Here is a 20,381-nt window from a genome sequence, read left to right on the forward strand (position 1 = left end):
GTTATCCGTTCAGCGAACCCACAGCGCCAGGTGCTCGGCCACGGGCCCCAGCGCCAGCGATGGCACGTAGTTCAAGAGGCCCACCAGCAGCACCACACCGGCCAGCAGCGCCACGAAGAGCGGGCCGTGGGTGGGCAGGGTGCCGTCGGTGGCGGCGGTGCGCTTCTTGGCTGCCAGCGACCCGGCCAGGGCCAGCACCGGCACGATCACGCCAAAGCGCCCGAGCCACATGGCCACGCCCAGCAGCGTGTTGTAGAACGGCGTGTTGGCAGACAGCCCGGCAAACGCGCTGCCGTTGTTGTTGGCGGCGGACGACAGGGCGTACAGCACTTCGGAGAAGCCGTGGGCGCCGGGGTTGGGGATGCCGGCGCGGCCGGCCTCGGTCATCACCGCCACGGCGGTGCCCAGCAGCACCAGCAGCGGGGTGACGAGGATGGCGATGGACACGAGCTTCATCTCGTGCGACTCGATCTTCTTGCCCAGGTATTCGGGTGTGCGGCCGATCATGAGCCCGGCGATGAACACCGCCATGATGGCGAACACCAGCATGCCGTACAGGCCCGAGCCGACACCGCCGAACACCACCTCGCCCATCTGCATCAGCGCCAGCGGCACCATGCCGCCCAGGGGCGTGAAGCTGTCGTGCATGGCGATCACCGCGCCGCAACTGGCCGCCGTGGTGATGACGGCGAACAGCGCCGAGGTGGCGATGCCAAACCGCGTCTCCTTGCCTTCCATGTTGCCGCCCGCCTGCAGACTGCTGGCCGCCTGGTCCACGCCCAGCGACGCCAGCAGCGGGTTGCCCTGCTGCTCGAAGGCGGTGGTGGCCACCACCGCCACGACGAACAGAAGGCTCATGGTGGCCAGGATGGTCCAGCCCTGGCGCTCGTCGCCGACCATGCGGCCGAACACCAGGCACAGCGCCGCGGGGATCAGGAAGATCGCCAGCATCTGCAGCAGGTTGCTCGCGGCCGTGGGGTTCTCAAACGGGTGGGCCGAGTTGGCGTTGAAGAAACCGCCACCGTTGGTACCCAGCATCTTGATCGCCAGCTGCGATGCCACGGGGCCCATGGCCAGCGTCTGCGTGGCCTGGGTGGCGGGCTCCGTCACGGCCGCGCCCTGGGCGTCCAGCACGGGCTGGCCTGCGGCGTCGACCTTCGGCGCCTCGTAGTTCACGGGCTCGATCGTGTGCACCTCGCTATAGGGCGACAGGTTCTGGATCACGCCCTGGCCGGCAAACACGACGGCCAGCACCAGCGACAGGGGCAGCAGCACCCACAGCGTGGCGCGGGTCAGGTCGACCCAGACGTTGCCGATCCCTTGGGCTGAATGCCGCGCGAAGCCGCGCACCAGCGCCACCACCACCGCGATGCCCGTGGCGGCCGACAGGAAGTTCTGCACCGTGAGCGCGAGCATCTGCGTGAGGTAGCTCATGGTGCTCTCGCCGCCGTAGCCCTGCCAGTTGGTGTTGCTGACAAAGCTGATGGCGGTGTTGAAGGCCGAGTCCGGCGTGATCGCGTCCATGCCCTGAGGGTTGAGCGGCAACACGCCCTGCAGGCGCTGCAGCGCATACACCGCCAGCAGGCCCAGGCCGTTGAACAGCAGCAGGCCGAGCGCATAGCGCAGCCAGCCGCTGTCCTGCGCAGGGTTCACGCCTGCCAGCTTGAACAGCGGCGATTCCAACCTGCGCCCGAGCGCGAAGCGGCCGCTCATCACCGCATCGATGGCACGGGCCAGGGGCCATGCCAGTGCGAGCAGCAGTGCCATGAACACTGCCAGTTGAAGCCAGGCACCGGTGCTCATGAAAAGTCCTCCGGGCGCAGCAGCACTGCGACCAGATACACCAGCAGCGCCACGGCCAGCACGGCCGCGAGGATCATCCAGCCGCTCGTCATCATGACCGCCCCCCCTGGCCGCGCGCCTGCAGCCGGGCACAGCCCCGGGCAAGCCCGTAGACCGCGAGCCACAGCAGGCCGCCAGCCACCATAAAAATCCAGTCCATGTCCTTCTCCTTGAAAGCCTTGCGGCATGCCACCGATGCTAGGAATCGGCGCATCAAGATGCCCGCAAGAGTGCAGGGCGGGTTATCAAGAACGTATCAAGACGGAGGGTTCGGCGGCTGGGCGGGGCTACGGGTCGTTGTGAGTGTTTGCTATTAAAAATGTAGCTTCTGGCGCTTGCTGATCAAGCGGTAGGGGCAATTTTTATGCAGAAATGGTGCTCGGCGCGAGAGTGGCTGGCGCCGCAGACCGCACGCTCACCCCGGCTGCGGTTGCTGCACCGCATGCACGGGTCAAATGCACCCGCCCGGATTGTTCAGCGCGGCACCGGAAATTACGCTTGCGGCATGGAACCCAACGACAAGGAAAAACCCATGCCCCCAATGCACCAGAGAGTGCGGATCGATGCCGCCGGCGAGCCGGACGCCCTGCGGCTGGAGGTGGCGGAGCCCGAAGTGCCCGGCCCCGGCCAGGTGTGGCTCGCGCAGGCAGCCATCGGCGTGAACCCGCTGGACGTGAGCCAGCGCAAGGGCGCGGTGCCCATCGCGTTCCCGTCCGGCCTGGGGCTGGAGGGCGCTGGGCACGTGGTGGCCGTGGGGCCGGGGGTGGCGAATGTGGCGGTGGGCGACCGTGTGGGCTACGCCACCGGGCCGGTGGGCGCCTATGCCAGCGCGCGCTTGTTCCCGGCCGAGCGGCTGGTCAGGCTGCCGGATGCGCTGGGGTTGGACGAGGCGGCGGCGGTGCTCTTCAAGGGCATCACGGCGCAGTATCTGCTCAAGACGACGTATCCCGTCGTCCCGGGCTCGAAGGTGCTGATCTACGGGGCAGGCGGCGCGCTGGGCCAGCTGATGTGTGCCTGGGCGCGGCACCTGGGGGCCTTTGTGATGGGCGTCGTATCCAAGCCCGAAAGCGTGGAGCGTGCCCGGGCGGCGGGCTGCGACGCGGTGTTCGTGTTCGACCCCGCCACGCTGGCGGGCCAGGTGCGCGAGGCCACCCACGGCAGCGGGGCCGACGTGGTGTACGACCCCATCGGTCGGGCCACGCTGGAGGCATCGCTCGACAGCTTGCGTCCGCGCGGCCTGCTGGTGTCCTTCGGCGCCACTTCGGGTGTGCCTGCGCCCATCGCGGTGGGCACGCTCAATGCCAAGGGCTCGCTGTTCCTCACGCGCCCCTCGCTGGCCGCGCACACGGCCACGGCGGCGGAGTACCAGCAGCGCGCCCAGGACGTGCTGCGGGCCGTGGCGGCCGGCATCATCACGCCGCGCATCTGGCGCCGCTACGCGCTGGCCGATGTGGCTATGGCACATGCCGACCTGGAGCAGGGGCGCTCGCAAGGTGCGATCATCCTGGCTCCTTAGAACCTGTTCAAGATCTTTTCGGGGACCCTGCAAAGATCTTGAACGGGTTCTTCACCTCTTTGCTTCCCCATGGCGCTTTTGACACCCGATGGACCTGCTCGACAGCCAGCACGCCGATGAACTGGCCACCCTTCTTGCCCTGAGCGACGCGGGTTCGTTTGCGGCGGCGGGCCGCGCGCTGCAGCGTCACCCCTCGGTGCTGTCCAAGCGCCTGAACGCGCTGGAGCGCCGCCTGGGCGTGAGGCTGGTCGAGCGCACCACGCGCCAACTGCACCTGACGGACGCCGGCCAGCGCCTGGTAGAGAAGGTGCGCGAGGCGACGGATTTGATCGCACAGGCCGAGAAGGAAGCGGCCGACGGTGCAGCGCAGGTGCGCGGGCGGCTGCGCGTGTCGGTGCCTGCCGCCATGGGGCGGCGCCTGCTCAGCCCGATGGTGGCCGAATTTGCGCTGGCCCATCCGCAGGTCACGCTGGAGCTGGAGTACGCCGACCGGCTGGTAGACATCGTGGGCGAGCGCTTTGACGCCGCGATCCGCATCGGCCAGCTGGCCGACAGCCGGCTGGTGGCCACGCGGCTGTGCAGCCACCGCCGCATCATGGCGGCGGCGCCGGCCTACTTGGCAAAGCACGGCACCCCGCAGCTGCCCGCAGACCTGGCGCAGCACAATTGCCTGGGCTTCACCGGCCTGCAGTCGTACCCCGAGTGGCAGTTGACGCAGGCAGGCGCGAGCCACAGCGTGGTGGTGCGCGGATCGGTGGTCAGCAACGACAATGAGGCGCTGCTGGCGGCCGCCCTGGTGGGCGTTGGCATCCTGGCGGGTGGCGACTGGCTGATCAACCCCGGCATCGCATCGGGCCAGCTGGTGCATGTGCTGCCGCAGTGGCAGCTCAATGCCGATGCGGGGATCTACCTGGTGCGGCCCTCGGCCCGGTTCAGCACGGCGGCGATGGCGGCTTTTCGCACCTGGGTGGTGGCCTGGTTTGCGGCGCGGGCGGGCAAGGCCCTGGCGCAGGCTGCCGTGGATGCGCCGCGGTGAATGGCGGTGCGGCTTCGCGGCTTGACGGCTGGCTTGGCGTTGCCGACTTTGTTTTCCTGCATGGTGCGCAGACGCCGCCCTGTGCTTTTTCTTTCATTGACATTCCATGACCCAGGCAACGCCCCAGCCCCAGCAGCACCCCACCGCCACGCCGGGCACGCTCGACGCGTTCATGCCCTTGCTCTTCGTCGCGCTGTGGAGCACCGGCTTCATCGGCGCCAAGCTGGGGTTGCCGTATGTGGAGCCGCTCACCTTTCTGGCCATTCGTTTCGCGATCGTCGCCGTGCTGATGCTGGCGGTGGTGACGCTGGTGCGGGCTCCCTGGCCGCCGTCGGGCAGGGCGTGGCTGCACATCGGCGTGTCGGGCCTGCTGGTGCATGGGGTGTACCTGGGCGGCGTCTTCATCGCCATCGGCCACGGGCTGCCGTCGGGCATCACGGCGCTGGTGGTGGGGCTGCAGCCGCTGTTGACCGCGCTGGTGGCGGGCGCCTTGCTGGGCGAGAAGGTGCGGCCCGCGCAGTGGGCGGGCCTGGCTCTGGGGTTTACCGGCGTGGCGCTGGTGGTGGCCGGCAAGGTGGCCACGGTGCCGGGCGGCGCGCTGGTGGGCATGCTGCTGCCGGCCGTGTTGGCGCTGCTGGGAATCACGGCCGGCACGCTGTACCAAAAGCGCTTTTGCCCTGCGTTCGATTTGCGCACCGGCTCGGTCATCCAGTACCTGCCGTGCGTGGTGGCCATGGCCGTGCTGGCGTACGCGACGGAAACCATGGCGGTGCAGTGGAGCGGCGAGTTCCTGTTCGCGCTGGGCTGGCTGGTGCTAGTGCTGTCACTGGGCGCTGTCAGTTTGCTGAATTTGCTGATCCGCCGGGGCGGCGCAGTGAACGTGGCCAGTCTGTTCTACCTGACCCCGCCCATGACCGCGTTGGTGGCCTGGGCGGTGTTTGGCGAGACACTCAGCGGCTGGGCGCTGGCGGGGATGGCGTTGGCGGCCACCGGGGTGTGGATGGCAAGGCAGACCAGCCGGTGATGGGGGCGGAGGTAGGAGCACCTGCGGGGTTGTGCAGATGTTTGCTATCTATTTGGTAGCTGGTAGCGCGCGGTGGGAGCGCGGTACAGCCCTTTTTTATCGAAGATAAGGGGTTTTTAACTGCCCGGATCTACCGCCAGGATGCTCAGCGGCCCGGCGATGGACAGGCCGCTCAGGCCGGTGGAGGCGCTGAGCGCAGACACATGGCCATCCACCGCCCAGACCTCGACGTGCGCGTCTTTGACGCCGAACCGGCACGACACGGTGGCAAGGCGAAACTTCTCCTTGCGGGCAAACAGCACGTCCGCGGGCCACCGGTGCCAGAGCCAGCGTTTGCTGTAGAGCTCGATCTGCTTCCAGTCCGACACGCGGCGGATGTTGTTGATGCAGAGCACCTGCTGCGCCAGCAAGCGGCCGTCCGCCGGGGGCAGTGCGGCAGCCGTGGCATCGAGCAGCGCCTTTTCAAACGGCAACAGCTTGTTGGATGGCGTCGGCGCGACGATGCTCGGAGCCGAGAAATTCAGTGCAGCCACGGTCCGCGTCTCACAACTTGCGCAGCCGCTCCAGCGCGGCGCGCAGCGTGTCGTCCTTCTTGGCGAAACAGAAACGCACCACGCGCTGGTCGAATCCGTCGCCGTAGAACGCCGACAACGGAATCGCCGCCACGCCCACTTCGCGGGTGAGCCACTGGCAGAAGTCCGATTCGTTCAAATTGCTCACGGCCGAGATGTCCACGCACTGGAAGTAGCTGCCGGTGCTGGGCAGCAGCTTCAGGCGCGAGTCCGCCAGGCCCTGGCGGAACAGGTCGCGCTTGGCCTGGTAGAACGCGGGCAGCTGCAGGTAAGGCGCCGGGTCTTGCAGGTAGGCGGCCAGGCCGTGCTGCATGGGCGTGTTCACGGTGAACACGTTGAACTGGTGCACCTTGCGGAATTCGGCCGTCAGCGCTGCAGGGGCCGCCACGGTGCCGACCTTCCAGCCGGTGACGTGGAAGGTCTTGCCAAAGCTCGACACGATGAAAGCACGCGCCGCCAGGCCCGGAAAGCGCGCGGCGCTCTGGTGCTCGGCGCCGTCGAACACCATGTGCTCGTACACCTCGTCGCTGATGAGCAGGATGTCGGTGGGCGCGAGCAGGTCCTCGAGCTGGCGCATCTCCTCGGCCGTCCAGATGGTGGCGCTGGGGTTGTGCGGGCTGTTGATGAGGATGGCGCGGGTGCGCGGCGTGATGGCCGCGCTGATCTTGCCGAAGTCGGGGCGGAAGGTGCCGGGCGTGAGCGGCACGCGCACCGCCTTGCCGCCCGCCAGCTCGATGTTGGGCACGTAGCTGTCGTAGCAGGGGTCGAGCACGATGACTTCGTCGCCCGGGTGCACGACGGCCAGGATGGCGGTGATGATGGCCTGCGTGGCGCCGGCCGTGATGGTGATCTCTGTGTTGGGGTTGTAGGCGCGGCCATGCAGCGCTTCGATCTTGCGGGCCACGGCTTCGCGCAGCACCGGCACCCCGGGCATGGGCGGGTACTGGTTGTGCCCGGCCTGCATGGCCGCCGTGACGGCGTTCACCAGCTCGGGGGCGCATTCAAAGTCGGGAAAGCCCTGGCCCAGGTTGACGGCCTGGTGCTCTGCGGCCAGTGCCGACATCACGGTGAAGATGGTGGTGCCCACGTTGGGCAGCTTGCTGGGGAAGGCGGGTGTGCGGGCGGTGGCTTGGGTCATGGCGCAGCAGCGTGGAAGGCGTGAAAAGCTTGGATTGGGTCAGGGACGTCTCTGGGGTTGGCCCGGAGTCACAGCTCGTAGTCGTTGACATGGCCGGTCATCGCGCGGGCGATGAGTTCGCGGCTCAGGCGGTCGCTGAGCAGCTCGGCAAACTTGTAGACGAAGTTGCGCAGGTAGGCGCCGCGCTTGAAGGCCACGCGCGCCACGCTCTGGCCGAACAGGTGGCCCACGGGGCGAACCACCAGGTCGCCCAGCGGATCGTCGCGCATCGCCATCTCGGCCACGATGCCGATGCCCAGGCCCAGGCGCACATAGGTCTTGATCACGTCCGAGTCGATGGCTTCGAGCACGATGCGCGGCTGCAGCTTGCGGGCGGCAAAGGCGTGGTCGATCTTGCCGCGGCCGGTGAACGAGGGGTGGTAGGTGATCAGGGCTTCATGGGCCAGGTCATCGAGGCCGATGCGCTCCTTTTGCGCCAGCGGGTGGTCGGTGGGCACCACCAGCACGTGCTGCCATTCGTAGCAGGGCAGGGTGACCAGTTCTGGGTAGTCCGCCAGGGACTCGGTGGCCATGCCGATCTCGGCCACCTCGTCGATGATCATGCGGGCCACTTCGTGCGGCGTGGCCTGGTGCAGGCTGATGTTGACCTTGGGGTAGGCCTCGCGCAGGCGGGCCACCGGCACCGGCAGCACGTAGCGGGCCTGGGTGTGGGTGGTGGCGATACTGAGCGTGCCGCTGTCCTGCGCGCTGAACTGCTCGCCGATGCGCTTGAGGTTGCCTACCTCGCGCATGATGACTTCGATGCTCTTGAGCACGTGCTGGCCCGGCTCGGTGATGCGCTTGAGGCGCTTGCCGTGGCGCGCGAAGATGTCCACGCCCAATTCTTCTTCCAGCTCGATGATGGCCTTGGAGACACCGGGCTGGGAGGTGTGCAGGGCCTTGGCGGCTTCGGTCAGATTGAGGTTACGGCGTGCAGCCTCTTGAACGAAGCGGAATTGGTGCAGGTTCATATCTGATGAAGACTAAAGATTTTCATCATTATGCTGCATTCGTCTAAAGAATAGGCTTTGCCACCGTATCAGCCACTTTGCAGAACCCGCCTGGAGTGGTCGGGCGGGCTGGCTTGCTGGTTCAGGTGGCCGGGGTTTCGCATGCAATGTGGGCCATCAGCGCGGTCATGCGGGTGTCTTCGCCGATGGCTTGTTGCACATGAAAGGTGATACCGGGGTGCTGGGTGCGAAGTTCGCCTACCAACAGGGGCAAGTCCTCACGGGCGTGTTTGCCAGTGCCTAAAAACATGGGGACCACGGTGATGGCGGCGGCACCTTTGTCCACCAGGGTTTGCACCACTTGGCCGAGGTTGGGCTCACAAAGCTCCAAGTAGGCGCACGCCACAGGGCGGTGGGGCTGTGCGGCCTGGATGTGGGTAGCAACGGCCTCCAGGGGGGCGCGCCACAGAGGATCGCGAGAGCCGTGTGAGAAAAGCACGACGGCGGATGAGGAGGTTGTCATGGCTGCCAAAGAGATAAGCCGCGCTAACGCCGGAGCACAAGCCACCCAAAAGCGGCCAGTGACAGCAATGAGTAAATGAGGCCGGGCGCCGCAGCAGTGAGCCAGGGCGACCAGTTTTGCAGGTTGCCCGCATAGCCGAACACGTTGTTGAGCAGGAAGAAGCTGATGCCGGCCATCACCCCGCCAAACACGTAACCCGCAATACCGCCGGAGCGAAAGTGCAAATAGGCGAAGGGCAGTGCCAGCACCACCATAACCAGGCAACTGAGGGGGTAAAAAACTTTGCGCCAGAACTCGATCTCGTACCTCTGTGCCGATTGCCCGTTGCTGTCGAGGTGGCGGATGTACTGGAACAGGTCGAACGTGGCCATGCGGTCTGGCTTGAGCAGGGAGGCGGCCACCATGTCTGCGCTGATATGGGTGCTCCATTGCCACTCGGGCAATTTCTGGTGTTCTACACGGGCTTCGGTGTCGCCGCGCTGGAAGAAAACGCTGCGCTGTACATCGCTCAGGTTCCAGGCACCTGACTGGCCCGTGCTGACCTGCCCTGTCGCTGCATGGGTTTGTGAGGCGATGCGGCCTTGTTCGTCGAACTCAAAGATCCGCACATCGACCAAGCCACTGTCTGGGCCAATGGCGCGCACGTTGACGGCGTAGGAGTGGTTGTCCTGCTTTTCCTTGAGCCAGGCCCCTGTGGCGCCAGCGCTGAGCTTGCCCAGGTGGCGTACCTTGATCAGTTGGGCGGCCTTGTCGGTCAGTGGAGCCAGGTAGTCGCCCACGGCAAACGTGACCAGCACAAAAAAACCACCCAAGGTGAGCAGGGTGCGCAGGGCCAGCCAAGGGCCCATGCCGCTGGTGCGCATGATGGTGAACTCCGAGCTTTGCGCTAGGCGCGCCATCACAAAGATGGTGCCAATGAGCACCGTGATGGGCAGCAGTTCGTAGAGATGGCTGGGGATGCTGAGCGTCACAAACAGCAGGGCGTGCGACAGCTGGTAGCCGTTTTCCCCCGTGCGCCCAATCCAGCGCAGTTCGTCCACCAGGTCAAAAAAGAAGAACAGCGCCAAAAAGCCGATGGTCACGAAGGTGACCGCAAAAACAGCTTCGCGGTGAATGAGGCGGCGTAAGGTGTTCACGCAGGGCTCCTTGGTGCCCACAGGCGGCTAGGCGTCCACTGGTTGTGCCGGATGGCCAGCAGCAGCAGGCCTACGGCCAGCGTGCCACCGTGCAGCAGCACCATGAACCCGACCAGCCCCATGCGGCCGGAGCCAATCCAGCTTTGACCCAATGTCATGAGGTTGTAGTAGATGATGAATGCGAAGAGCGCCAGCACCATGCTGGTGCTGCGCGCAGCTCGGGGGTTAGCGCTGGCCAGCGCCAGGCCAAGCACCACAAAATTGAGCGCAGCCAGCGCCAGGCCTGCGCGCCATCCCAGTTCTGCCAAGTTGGCGGGCACCGGCTGGGCTAACAAGGCTGGGGTGGAGCGGGTCTTGACGGAGAACTCTTCCACAGCGCCCGGCGGTGCAGAGCCAATGCGGGTGGAATATTCTTCAAATTCGCTGACTTTGAGGCCCGCCTTGTCTCGCGTGGATTCCAGTCGTTGGCCGTTGATCAAGATGGCGATACGGTCCTCGCCCTTGATTTCCATGCGCGCACTGTGTGCGCTGGTCACGGATTCCTTGTCGCCTACCGACGTAGCGATGAAGATGTTGTTGCCAGCCTGGGTGTCGGGTGCGTCTTTGTCAATGAAGAACACCCTACTACCGTTAGCCGACTCCTGGAATTCGCCGGGGGCAATGCGGTCAATGTCGCTGCGCTGTTCGTAGCGGGTTTTCAGTTCCTGGATCTGGGTGTTGGACCAGGGCCAGACTGCCAGCGATAGCACGGCGATGACGGCCATGACGGGCCAGGCAAAGCGCAGCAGAGGCGGCAGCAGGCTGACCAGCCCACGGCCACTGGCAAACCAGATGACCATCTCGCTCTCACGGTACATTCTGGAGAGTGTGCTGACCACCGCAACAAACAGGCTCAGGCTGAGAATGATGGGCAGTTGACCGAGCACGGTAAACCCCATCACGAGCATGACGTCAGAAGGATTGACGCTGCCACGTGAGGCTTGTCCCAGGGTGCGGATCAGCATCATGGTCATGACCACGGTGACCAGCACCACCAGCGTCGCGCCGAAGCTGCGCGCCAGCTCCTTGCGAATAGATGAATCGAATAACATTGGCTCGAAGGAAAACACCGATTATGAACTTTGATCTGAAGAAACTGGATTTGGATGCCGCCGCAAGCGAAAAATGCGACTTGTTGGCTGTTTTGGTGACTGAGGAGTTCAAGGCTGGCAAGGACCCGCTGTCGGCCTTGGCAGGGCAAGCCATCAAGCAAGGTGACTTCAGTGCCAAGCTGGGCAAAGTGCTGCAGTGCTACAACGCGCCTGCAGCCGTTGCCCGGCGTGTGGTGTTGCTGGGGGCGGGTGATGGGTCTGCGCGTGCTGTTCGCCAAGCGGTGCTGTCGCTGTCTGCCCTGCTCAAGGGGCCGCAGGTCAAGCGCATGGCTGTGGTGTCTTCCGCTGCATTGTCGGGTCCCGCTGTCAGCGCCCTGGTCCAGGCCGTGGCCGAGGCCAGCTATGTTTACACCACCACCAAGTCCAAAGCAGAAGCGCGGGCTTTGGTGCGTTGCGTGGTGGGGGTGTTTGATGTCATCAAGGTCCGGTCAGAGTTTGATGAAGGAGTGGCGTTGGTTGCCGGTGTTGAGTTTGCCCGTGAATGGGGCAACAGGCCTGCGAACCATGCCACGCCGACGATGTTGGCCGAGGCCGCCAAATCGCTGGCCAAGCAGCCTCGCATCCAATGCAAGGTGCATGGTCCTGCCGAAGTGGCAAAGCTGGGCATGGGCGCGTTCATGGCCGTGGCCCAGGGGGCGGAGCAGCCCCTGCGGTTCATTGAATTGCACTACCGTGGTGCAGCCAAAGACACCCCGGCCGTGGTGCTGGTGGGCAAAGGGATCACCTTCGACACCGGCGGCATCTCCATCAAGCCTGCAGGCGAGATGGACGAGATGAAGTTCGATATGTGTGGCGCTGCCAGTGTGCTGGGCGTATTCAAGGCCCTGGCTGAGCTGCAGCCCGCATTGAATGTGGTGGGCTTGATCCCTGCGTGCGAGAACATGCCCGACGGCCGCGCCGTAAAACCGGGCGATGTGGTCACCAGCATGAGCGGCCAGACCATCGAGATCTTGAACACCGACGCCGAAGGGCGCTTGGTGTTGTGTGATGCGCTGACGTACGCGGCGCGCTTTAAGCCCGCGGCGCTGATTGACATTGCCACCCTGACTGGCGCCTGCGTGATTGCCCTGGGTGGCGTCCGCAGCGGCCTGTATGCCAACCGCGATGACTTGGCCCTGGCTTTGCAGCAGGCGGGTGATGTGTCGCTGGACCTGTGCTGGCGCATGCCCCTGGACGATGACTATGCCGATGGACTCAAGAGCAATTTTGCTGACATGGGCAATGTGGCTGGGCGGGCTGGTGGCTCTATTACGGCTGCCAAGTTCTTGCAAAAATTTGTGGGGGACATCCCCTGGGCGCACCTGGACATTGCGGGCACCGCTTGGAAGGGGGGTGCGGCCAAGGGCTCTACCGGGCGTCCTGTGGGCTTGTTGTTTCAGTACCTGCTGACGCAGGCCGCAGCAGCTGCTAAAGAAGTCGCAAAAAAACCTGCAGCCAAACCCCGCGCCAAGCCTGTAAAGCGTGCATCGGCCGCCAGCTGAGCCAATGACAGAGATCGCCTTTCACTTCAATGCGCCAGACAAACTGGCCTATGCGTGCCGCTTTGCGCGCAAGGCCCAGCGGGCGGGGGCCCAACTGGTGATCTTGGCACCCAAACCTGTTTTGGTGGACCTGGATCGCATGCTTTGGTCGGTGTCGCCGCAGGACTTTGTTGCGCACTGCTTCGACGATGCCGATGAGGACCAGTTGGCGGTATCTCCAGTCGTGTTGTCTGCTGAGTTGGGCGCAACACCGCACCAGGACGTGTTGCTCAATTTGGGGGCTCAAGTGCCTGCTGCGTTTGAGCGGTTTTCTCGGCTCATTGAGGTGGTGAGTTCCACGGACGAACAAGACCGGGGCCAAGCGCGGCTGCGATGGAAGCACTACGCGGCGCGTGGCTACGCGATTGTTCGGCACGATTTGGTGTTGAAGGGGGGGTGAAGAATGTCTACAGCACCTCCCAGAGTCCCCCCGCGTTTTGTCCCGACACTCACCGAAGTGGTGCAAACCCCATCAGGGCAAAGTGTCGCAGCCCCTACATCGGTGCCGAAACCTCCGCCTGCTTCGGTGGCTCCCTCCACTCCGGTGGTTACGGAGAAGGTTTCGGGCACTTCGTTGGTGAGAGGGGGCGCGACAGGTGCTGTTTCTGCTCAGGCGCTCCCTGTGCCGCCAAGCCTGCCTGCTCGGGGTATTTCGGGGGACGGAAAAGGGGGCGCTGTAGGCGCCGCTGCGCGTTCTGCTGCGACGGCCCTGGCCCCGGTATCTGCTGCAGGAGTGGGCGCGGGTGCCTTAGGCTCCTCCAGTCCAGCGGTGGCTTCCCCAGCCCCAATGGCCGTTGCCAAAGAAGCCCGCGCTGATGTTCGTCCGCCCGCCAGATCGTTGCCTGAAGGAACCGAGGAGTACATGGTTCATCGGGTGATGCAGCGTGTGGATGTGGTGCTGGACCAGCGGTTGCGTGAGGCCATCGCCACGGTGGTGCAGGAGCAAACCAGATCGGTGCTGCCACGCTTGCGCGAAGAGATTGAGTCCGTGGTGCGCCACGCGGTCTATGAAGCCGTGGCAGACGAACTGGCGAGCGCACACCCTGACGTACCTCAAGGATGACAGGGTATTCCCCTGTGGTTTCCCCTGCATTTAATCGTGTTCCCTAATGGGCTGGCCTGTAAATTGCGATATGTTCCACTGCGTTGAGACACAAGAAAAATTCTCAGCGTTTATCTTTACTGGAGATTGATATGCAATTGAAGTTGAAACTGACCGTGGTTGCTGCTATCGCAGCTGTTGCCGGCGTGGCCTCTGCACAAGAGCAGGTGGTCAAGATCGGTCACGTGGCTCCTGTTTCTGGCGCGCAGGCTCACTACGGCAAGGACAACGAAAATGGCGCTCGCATGGCCATTGAAGAGTTGAACGCCCAAGGTGTCACCATCGGCGGTAAGAAGATCAAGTTTGAGCTTCAGGCGGAAGATGACGCTGCTGATCCAAAGCAAGGGACAGCCGCTGCACAAAAACTGTGCGATGCCAAGGTTGCTGGCGTTGTGGGCCATTTGAACTCCGGTACGACGATTCCCGCATCGAAGGTTTACAACGACTGCGGTATCCCCCACGTCACGGGCGCTGCGACCAACCCCAACCTGACAAAGCCAGGCTACAAGACCACCTTCCGTATCATCGCCAATGACAATGCGTTGGGTTCCGGTTTGGCTTTCTACGCCATCGACACCCTGAAGCTGAAGACCGTTGCGATCGTGGATGACCGTACGGCTTACGGCCAAGGCGTGGCTGATGTGTTCAAGAAGACAGCCGCAGCCAAGGGCATGAAGGTGGTGGACGAACAGTTCACGACTGACAAGGCGACCGACTTCATGGCCATCCTGACCGCCATCAAGTCCAAGAACCCTGATGCCATCTTCTTCGGCGGTATGGACCCACAAGCCGGCCCCATGCTGCGCCAGATGGAGCAGTTGGGCATGGGCAATGTGAAGTACTTCGGCGGCGACGGCGTGTGCACTTCTGAAATTGCCAAGCTCGCAGCAGGCGCTAAGACTTTGGCCAACGTGATCTGCGCTGAAGGCGGCGCATCGCTGGACAAGATGCCTGGCGGCAAGGCCTGGAAGGCCAAGTACGATGCCAAGTACCCTAACCAATTCCAGGTTTACAGCCCTTACACCTACGACGCGACGTTCTTGCTGGTGGATGCAATGAAGCGTGCCAACTCGGTCGATCCTAAGGTCTACACCCCAGAATTGCTGAAGTCCAACTTCAAGGGCGTGACATCCACGATCCAGTTTGAACCCAATGGCGAAATGAAGAACCCTGCCATCACCTTGTACGTGTACAAGGATGGCAAGAAGACGCCTCTGAACTAAATCCGTTCAGTAGCTTCTGATGCGCAAAGGCCCCCTGCTTGAAACAAGCAGGGGGCCTTTGTTTTTTAGCCAGAATGGCGCGAAAAGTCCTGGGCCGGGGGGCGGGTTCCCGCCCTTAGCGGCGCACTTGCAGTGACCCAGGGTTCACAATGTTGGTGGGCGTGCCTTTGATGAAGTTCACTACATTGTCAAAGGCTGCACCGAAGTACAACTCATAGCTGTCCTGTTCCACGTACCCAATGTGGGGCGTGCAGATGCAGTTTTCCAGCCGCAAGAGCGCATGCCCTTGCAGGATGGGCTCGCTTTCGAAAACATCCACTGCGGCCATGCCGGGCCGTCCGCGATTGAGCGCAGCAATCAGTGCGTCAGGTTCAATCAACTCGGCTCGGGACGTGTTGACCAGCAGTGCCGTCGGCTTCATGCAGGACAAATCTTCCAAAGAAACAATACTGCGTGTCTCTTCATTCAGCCGCAAGTGCAGGGAGATGACATCGCACTGAGAGAAGAACTCCTCGCGGGTGGTTGCGATCTGGTAGCCATCGGTTAGCGCCTGGGCTCTTGAGGCCTCTCTGCCCCAGATGCGCACATTCATGCCAAATGCGCGGCCATACCCCGCCACCAATTGCCCTATGCGTCCATAGCCCCAAATGCCCAGCGTTTTGCCCCTCAGCACCGTTCCAATGCCAAAGTTGGGGGGCATGGACGCGTTTTTGAGTCCTGACTGCTGCCAAGCGCCATGCTTGAGGTTGGCGATGTATTGAGGAAGGCGGCGAGAGGCTGCCATCACCAGTGCCCAAGTCAACTCGGCGGGGGCTACTGGAGAGCCCACGCCTTCTGCCACTGCAATTCCGCGCTCCGTACAGGCAGCCACATCGATATGGCTGCCCACTTTGCCAGTTTGCGCAATCAGTTTGAGTCGAGGCAGCTTTTCAACCAACTGGCGGGTGATTTGCGTTCGCTCGCGCACCAGCACGATGATGTCTGCATCACGCAGACGCACCGACAACTGGCCTAACCCCTTGATAGTGTTGGTGTAGACCTTGGCGGTGTAGGCGTCTAGTCGGGTGGCGCAATGGAGCTTGCGCACTGCGTCTTGGTAATCGTCCAAAATCACAATATTCATCCCGATATTGTGCCTTGCCCGCGCGGCCCTCAGGTAGCGCGGTGAACAAACGATGGCGCAGATAAATGCAACGCGATGTGTGGTGCGGCAGTTTGATGTCTTCGATTAATCAAGGGTTTGTTTACGGTCCCCTGCGAGATCGGAAAAAGGCTCACAGCTGTCAGGCCAAGGTCTCTCGCGCTGCAAGCCTGTCCAGCTCTGCACACACATCGGCCATTCGGCCCGAAATAAACAACTTGTCGAAGCCGTTGTTGCAGGACGAGTGCACAACCCGCAGCACCTGCCGCGCAGGGGGGCGACGCATTGAATGGGTGCTGTGGGGCAGTGGGCGATGCGCCAGCTTTGTCTCGGCTGCCAAGCATGCACTTCGGGCTGGAGCATGGGCCTTGGGGTGGTCTGGGCGCTGAGCCTGTGGTGCAGGCGTTTCAAGCACCAAGCCTTGGGCAAACTTGCATGGGTTGGCTTGCTTGCTGCCCAGGGCCGCGTTGCCTGCAACGACCTCACCGCCAAGTTGGGCTTGACCAAGTACCCTGGGTGCGAGCCAGCGTGAAAGCACTTGCAGGGGCGAGGCGAACGAGGAGAGAGTCAAAGATCCAATTCCCATGTGAATACTCCGAAGATCGGTGGATGAACATAGGCAGGATTTCAAAAACACAGCGTCCCCCAGGGCTGACAAGGTGTGGCTACCTCGTCAAACGCCCGCCACCTGAGGGGTTGCGCATCTGGTGTTGGGTTTACATCAGCATCGTGTTTCTGATGAGGCCCACGGCCAATCCCTCGATTTCAAAGGCCTCCCCAGGCTGCACGGTAATGACAGGGTAGTCGGGGTTCTCGGGCAAAAGCTCAACCCCCTTGGCGGTGCGTTTGAGCCGTTTGACGGTGACTTCGTCGCCCAGGCGGGCCACCACAATTTGGCCATTGCGAGCCTCTTTGGTGGCCTGCACTGCCAGCAGGTCCCCGTCCATGATGCCTGCGTCGCGCATGGACATGCCTCGCACCTTGAGGAGGTAATCTGGCTTGTGCTGAAAGAGGCTGTTTTCCACGCAGTAGGTTTGGTCCACATGTTCCTGCGCGAGAATGGGGGAGCCAGCAGCCACGCGCCCAATCAGCGGCAGGAAGAGCTGAGACACTTGCTGCAGCGGTGCCGCAAAGTGCTGCCCTCTGGCGGCATTGATGGCACGAACCGTGTCGCTGCGCAGCCGAATGCCACGCGACGTGCCGCTGACCAACTCGATGACGCCTTTGCGCGCAAGGGCCTGCAGGTGTTCTTCTGCCGCATTGGCCGACTTGAAACCCAGCTCTGTGGCGATCTCTGCACGGGTAGGGGGGGCCCCTGTGCGTGCGATGGCGGTCTGGATCAAGTCCAGAATCTGTTGTTGCCGGGCCGTGAGTTTGGGGTTGTCGAACATGACTGTGTCTGCGGCTTGCTGAGGGTTTAGGGTTACTGTTTTTTAATCCAGTACCTGTATTTTTCACCAGTTTTTTGGAGTGCGCAAGTGAGTACGCAAAAAATCGTCGTTTTGGGGACGGGCGGCACGATTGCCGGAAAGGCCGCGAGTGCGGAGGACAACGTGGGTTACAAAGCGGCGGAGGTGGGTGTCGCGGACTTGCTGCAAGGCGTGCCGGGGCTGGGCAAGGCGCTGCAAGGGCATGTTTTGGAATCTGAGCAAATTGCCCAGATCGACAGCAAAGACATGGACTGGGAGGTGTGGCGTGCGTTGGCGCTGCGCTGCCAGCAGGTGTTATCAGACCCCCAGGTGAAAGGGGTGGTGATCACCCACGGCACCGACACGCTGGAAGAGACGGCGTGGTTTTTGAGTGCGGTGTTGGACGCTTCCAAGCCCGTTGTTCTGGTCAGTGCGATGCGGCCGGCCAGTTCCTTGACGCCTGACGGGCCACAGAACTTGCTGGATGCTGTCGCCGTTGTGATCCATCCCGGCGTTGGCGGTGTGTTAGCTGTGGCTGCGGGCGTCGTGCATTCCGCAAAGCAGGTTCACAAGGCATTTCCTTACCGTGTGGACGCTTTCACGTCCGGCGAGGCGGGGCCGTGCGGGTGGGTGGAGGAGGGGCAAGTGCGTTGGGCGCGGGAGCCCGGTGCAGGGTGTCGGGGCGCCCATGCTGCATTGCTGCACAGGATGCCTGCCGCTGCAGACTGGCCCTGGGTGGAGGTGGTGTGCAGTGGGGCGGGCGCCAACGGTCGCGTAGTGGATGCCTTGGTGCAGGCGCGTGTGCAGGGCCTGGTGATCGCCGCTACGGGCAATGGCTCCATCCACCATGCGCTGAAGGAGGCTTTGCTGCGCGCGCAGCAGCAGGGCGTTTGCGTGGTGACCGCTACCCGGTGCGGGCAAGGGCACACGTTGGTGGGGCCCGCAGGCGACTTTGCCGGAGCAGCGGGGCTGTCTCCCATCAAGGCGCGGATTCAGCTGATGTTGGACCTGATGTCACGCAATGTGGCGCAGGCTGTGTGATCTGGCACTGCTGCCCCCTTTCGGGCTGACCTGTGGACGGGGCTGCCGGGCATAGAAAAAACCCCTTGCTGCAGTGCTACGGCAAGGGGTTTTTTCTGGGCGGTTTGCCGCCGGAATGGATCGGGGCAGGCGCCCCTCAAAGGTCAGTGGCTCAGCGCTTCAAATGCGCGGGCGGTGATCTCATCCACTGTGCCCGTGCCGCTGATGGCGCGGTACTTGGGGGCCTGCGTGGGCTCTTGTTGTGCCCAGTTGCTGTAGTAATCCACCAAGGGGCGTGTCTGGTCGCTGTAGACCTGCAGGCGCTTCTTGACGGTTTCTTCCTTGTCGTCGTCGCGCTGGATCAGATCTTCACCCGTCACATCGTCCTTGCCTTCCACCTTGGGTGGGTTGAACTTGACGTGGTAGGTGCGGCCACTGGCAGGGTGCGAGCGGCGGCCGCTCATGCGCTCCACGATGGCTTCGAAAGGCACGTCGATTTCGAGCACGTAATCCAGCTTGACGCCAGCAGCCTTCATGGCATCGGCTTGGGGAATGGTGCGGGGGAATCCGTCGAACAGGAAACCTTTGGCGCAGTCGGGCTGGGCGATGCGCTCTTTGACCAGATTGATGATCAGCTCGTCGCTGACCAGTGCGCCGGCCTTCATCACTGCATCGGCTTGCAGACCCAGGGGCGTGCCGGCCTTGACGGCGGCGCGCAGCATGTCTCCGGTGGAGATTTGAGGAATGCCGTACTTCTGGCAGATGAAGGTGGCTTGCGTGCCCTTTCCGGCGCCAGGCGCGCCCAACAGAATCAGTCTCATGGAGGTCCTCAAGGTTAGAAATCGTGCGGCAGGGCTGGCGGGGGCGTGAAAGTCCGCCCGGGATGCCGTGCTCTCGTTGCGGGCAAGGATAGCATGTGACAGCTTGGTACAGCCTTACGCTGCCGCTGCTTTGGCGACTGTGTTTTCCCGGTGTGCAGCCTGCTCAGCGATGGGGGACGGCAGGGGCCAGCAATGTGCGGACTTTTGCCAAATCTTCCGGTGTGTCCACCCCTGGGCCGGGCGCTGTGGCCGCAATGTGCACGGCGATGCGGTGCCCATGCCACAGCGCGCGCAGTTGCTCCAGGGCCTCCACGGTCTCGGTGGGGGCGACGGGCAATTGGGGAAACTGCCGCAGAAAGCCCGCACGGTAGCTGTAGATGCCGACATGGCGCAGCGGCGAAAAACCTGCGGCGCTGTGGGCCACGGGGCTTGGGGTGGCGGCATCCCACCAGGCGATGTCCGAATGGTCTCGCGACCACGGAATGGGCGCGCGGCTGAAATAGTGGGCCAAGCCCTGGGCATCGAGCACGACCTTGACCACGTTGGGGTTCAGGTAGTCGTCCCTCGATGCGATGGGGTGGGCTGCTGTGCCCATGCTGGCCTGGGCTTGTGTGGCCAGCAGGCCCGCCACGGCGTTGATCAGGGCCGGGTCTATCAACGGCTCATCGCCCTGCACGTTGACGACGATGTCGTCACCTTGCAAACCCAGTTGCTCGCAGGCCTGTGCCAAGCGGTCGCTGCCGCTTGCATGGTGTTTGTCGGTCAGCACGGCCTCGATGCCATGCTGTTGGCAAGCTTGCAGGATGAGGGTATCGTCCGCCGCCACCACCACGCGCTGGGCCTGGCTTTGCTGGGCGCGCTGGGCCACGCGCACCACCATGGGTGTCCCGGCAATGTCGGCCAGCGGCTTGTTGGGCAGCCGTGAAGACGCCAGTCGGGCGGGGATCAGCACGGTGAATGGGGCGCTGCTGATCGCAGCGGAGCTGGGCGAGAGGCCTTGCATCGCTGGCCCGTCGCTCATGCCTCCAGCTCCTCGTCGCTCAGGGTGCGGGCTTCGTTTTCCAGCAGCACCGGAATGCCATCGCGCACGGGGTAGGCCAAGCGCGCGCTGCGAGAAACCAGCTCTTGGTTCTCCCGGTCAAACGTCAGGGGGCCTTTGGTGACGGGGCATACCAGCAGTTCAAGCAGTTTGGGGTCCATGGCGGCGTGTTCAATCTG

General features: G+C 63.5%; 21 protein-coding genes. 8 read left to right on the forward strand and 13 right to left on the reverse strand.

Going from position 1 to position 20,381, the window contains the following annotated elements:
* Nucleotides 1–9: 9 nt before the first annotated feature.
* The gene (gene kdpA, locus EAG14_RS09355; protein WP_121728681.1) at nt 10–1,803 is read right to left on the reverse strand and encodes a potassium-transporting ATPase subunit KdpA; all 1,794 of its coding nucleotides are present in this window, start codon (nt 1,801–1,803) and stop codon (nt 10–12) included.
* Nucleotides 1,800–1,898 (reverse strand): K(+)-transporting ATPase subunit F, encoded by a 99-nt coding sequence (kdpF, locus tag EAG14_RS09360; RefSeq protein ID WP_233205375.1) that lies wholly within the window; start codon nt 1,896–1,898, stop codon nt 1,800–1,802. The genes kdpA and kdpF overlap by 4 nt, the downstream gene beginning before the upstream one ends.
* A gap of 485 nt (nt 1,899–2,383) precedes the next feature.
* On the opposite strand from kdpF, the gene EAG14_RS09365 reads away from it, so the two are divergent.
* From EAG14_RS09365 to EAG14_RS09375, 3 genes are all read left to right on the forward strand, one after another.
* Entirely contained in the window at nt 2,384–3,358 is a 975-nt protein-coding gene (locus EAG14_RS09365; protein WP_371414416.1) for a quinone oxidoreductase, read from the forward strand.
* An 88-nt stretch (nt 3,359–3,446) separates the two neighbouring features.
* The gene (locus EAG14_RS09370; RefSeq protein WP_121728682.1) at nt 3,447–4,394 is read left to right on the forward strand and encodes a LysR family transcriptional regulator; all 948 of its coding nucleotides are present in this window, start codon (nt 3,447–3,449) and stop codon (nt 4,392–4,394) included.
* A 106-nt stretch (nt 4,395–4,500) separates the two neighbouring features.
* Nucleotides 4,501–5,418, forward strand: a complete 918-nt coding sequence (locus EAG14_RS09375; protein ID WP_121728683.1) for a DMT family transporter — start codon at nt 4,501–4,503, stop codon at nt 5,416–5,418.
* Nucleotides 5,419–5,534: 116 nt separating this feature from the next.
* On the opposite strand, the gene EAG14_RS09380 is transcribed toward EAG14_RS09375, so the two are convergent.
* From EAG14_RS09380 to lptF, 6 genes are all read right to left on the reverse strand, one after another.
* On the reverse strand, nt 5,535–5,951 hold the full coding sequence (locus EAG14_RS09380; protein WP_121728684.1) for a hypothetical protein: 417 nt from the start codon (nt 5,949–5,951) through the stop codon (nt 5,535–5,537).
* A gap of 10 nt (nt 5,952–5,961) precedes the next feature.
* Nucleotides 5,962–7,128, reverse strand: a complete 1,167-nt coding sequence (locus EAG14_RS09385; protein ID WP_121728685.1) for a pyridoxal phosphate-dependent aminotransferase — start codon at nt 7,126–7,128, stop codon at nt 5,962–5,964.
* A gap of 68 nt (nt 7,129–7,196) precedes the next feature.
* Entirely contained in the window at nt 7,197–8,138 is a 942-nt protein-coding gene (locus tag EAG14_RS09390; RefSeq protein WP_056165626.1) for a CysB family HTH-type transcriptional regulator, read from the reverse strand.
* 121 nt (nt 8,139–8,259) lie between these two features.
* On the reverse strand, nt 8,260–8,640 hold the full coding sequence (locus EAG14_RS09395) for a sirohydrochlorin chelatase (RefSeq protein ID WP_121728686.1): 381 nt from the start codon (nt 8,638–8,640) through the stop codon (nt 8,260–8,262).
* 23 nt (nt 8,641–8,663) lie between these two features.
* The gene (gene lptG, locus EAG14_RS09400; RefSeq protein WP_099743438.1) at nt 8,664–9,776 is read right to left on the reverse strand and encodes an LPS export ABC transporter permease LptG; all 1,113 of its coding nucleotides are present in this window, start codon (nt 9,774–9,776) and stop codon (nt 8,664–8,666) included.
* On the reverse strand, nt 9,773–10,867 hold the full coding sequence (gene lptF, locus EAG14_RS09405) for an LPS export ABC transporter permease LptF (RefSeq protein WP_099741268.1): 1,095 nt from the start codon (nt 10,865–10,867) through the stop codon (nt 9,773–9,775). Before lptF ends, lptG begins: the two co-directional genes overlap by 4 nt.
* A 23-nt stretch (nt 10,868–10,890) precedes the next feature.
* Between lptF and EAG14_RS09410 the strand changes: the two genes are divergently transcribed.
* The 4 genes from EAG14_RS09410 to EAG14_RS09425 all read left to right on the forward strand — a co-directional run bounded on the left by EAG14_RS09410 (nt 10,891) and on the right by EAG14_RS09425 (nt 14,772).
* The gene (locus EAG14_RS09410) at nt 10,891–12,408 is read left to right on the forward strand and encodes a leucyl aminopeptidase (protein WP_121728687.1); all 1,518 of its coding nucleotides are present in this window, start codon (nt 10,891–10,893) and stop codon (nt 12,406–12,408) included.
* A gap of 4 nt (nt 12,409–12,412) precedes the next feature.
* Complete coding sequence (locus EAG14_RS09415) at nt 12,413–12,847, forward strand: DNA polymerase III subunit chi (protein ID WP_099655621.1); 435 nt, start codon at nt 12,413–12,415, stop codon at nt 12,845–12,847.
* 462 nt (nt 12,848–13,309) lie between these two features.
* Nucleotides 13,310–13,510: a hypothetical protein gene (locus EAG14_RS09420; protein ID WP_121730392.1), complete on the forward strand. Its 201-nt coding sequence runs from the start codon at nt 13,310–13,312 to the stop codon at nt 13,508–13,510.
* 131 nt (nt 13,511–13,641) lie between these two features.
* Entirely contained in the window at nt 13,642–14,772 is a 1,131-nt protein-coding gene (locus tag EAG14_RS09425) for a branched-chain amino acid ABC transporter substrate-binding protein (RefSeq protein ID WP_099741266.1), read from the forward strand.
* 115 nt (nt 14,773–14,887) lie between these two features.
* Here EAG14_RS09425 and EAG14_RS09430 read toward each other — a convergent pair whose 3' ends face one another.
* Both EAG14_RS09430 and lexA read right to left on the reverse strand, forming a co-directional pair.
* Nucleotides 14,888–15,895, reverse strand: a complete 1,008-nt coding sequence (locus EAG14_RS09430) for a D-2-hydroxyacid dehydrogenase family protein (protein ID WP_121728688.1) — start codon at nt 15,893–15,895, stop codon at nt 14,888–14,890.
* Between the two features lie 734 nt (nt 15,896–16,629).
* Nucleotides 16,630–17,304 (reverse strand): transcriptional repressor LexA, encoded by a 675-nt coding sequence (lexA, locus tag EAG14_RS09435; protein WP_099655616.1) that lies wholly within the window; start codon nt 17,302–17,304, stop codon nt 16,630–16,632.
* An 87-nt stretch (nt 17,305–17,391) separates the two neighbouring features.
* On the opposite strand from lexA, the gene EAG14_RS09440 reads away from it, so the two are divergent.
* Nucleotides 17,392–18,363, forward strand: coding sequence for an asparaginase (locus tag EAG14_RS09440; protein ID WP_240456979.1), 972 nt, complete (start codon nt 17,392–17,394; stop codon nt 18,361–18,363).
* 143 nt (nt 18,364–18,506) lie between these two features.
* Here the strand turns inward: EAG14_RS09440 and adk are convergent, their stop codons facing one another.
* From adk to EAG14_RS09455, 3 genes are all read right to left on the reverse strand, one after another.
* Nucleotides 18,507–19,163: an adenylate kinase gene (gene adk / locus EAG14_RS09445; RefSeq protein ID WP_099655614.1), complete on the reverse strand. Its 657-nt coding sequence runs from the start codon at nt 19,161–19,163 to the stop codon at nt 18,507–18,509.
* A 163-nt stretch (nt 19,164–19,326) separates the two neighbouring features.
* Complete coding sequence (gene kdsB / locus EAG14_RS09450; protein WP_121728690.1) at nt 19,327–20,166, reverse strand: 3-deoxy-manno-octulosonate cytidylyltransferase; 840 nt, start codon at nt 20,164–20,166, stop codon at nt 19,327–19,329.
* Nucleotides 20,167–20,180: 14 nt separating this feature from the next.
* On the reverse strand, nt 20,181–20,363 hold the full coding sequence (locus EAG14_RS09455; protein WP_099741260.1) for a Trm112 family protein: 183 nt from the start codon (nt 20,361–20,363) through the stop codon (nt 20,181–20,183).
* Between the last annotated feature and the right edge of the window lie 18 nt (nt 20,364–20,381).

It is taken from the genome of Acidovorax sp. 1608163 (genome assembly GCF_003669015.1).
Taxonomy (GTDB): Bacteria; Pseudomonadota; Gammaproteobacteria; order Burkholderiales; family Burkholderiaceae_C; genus Acidovorax.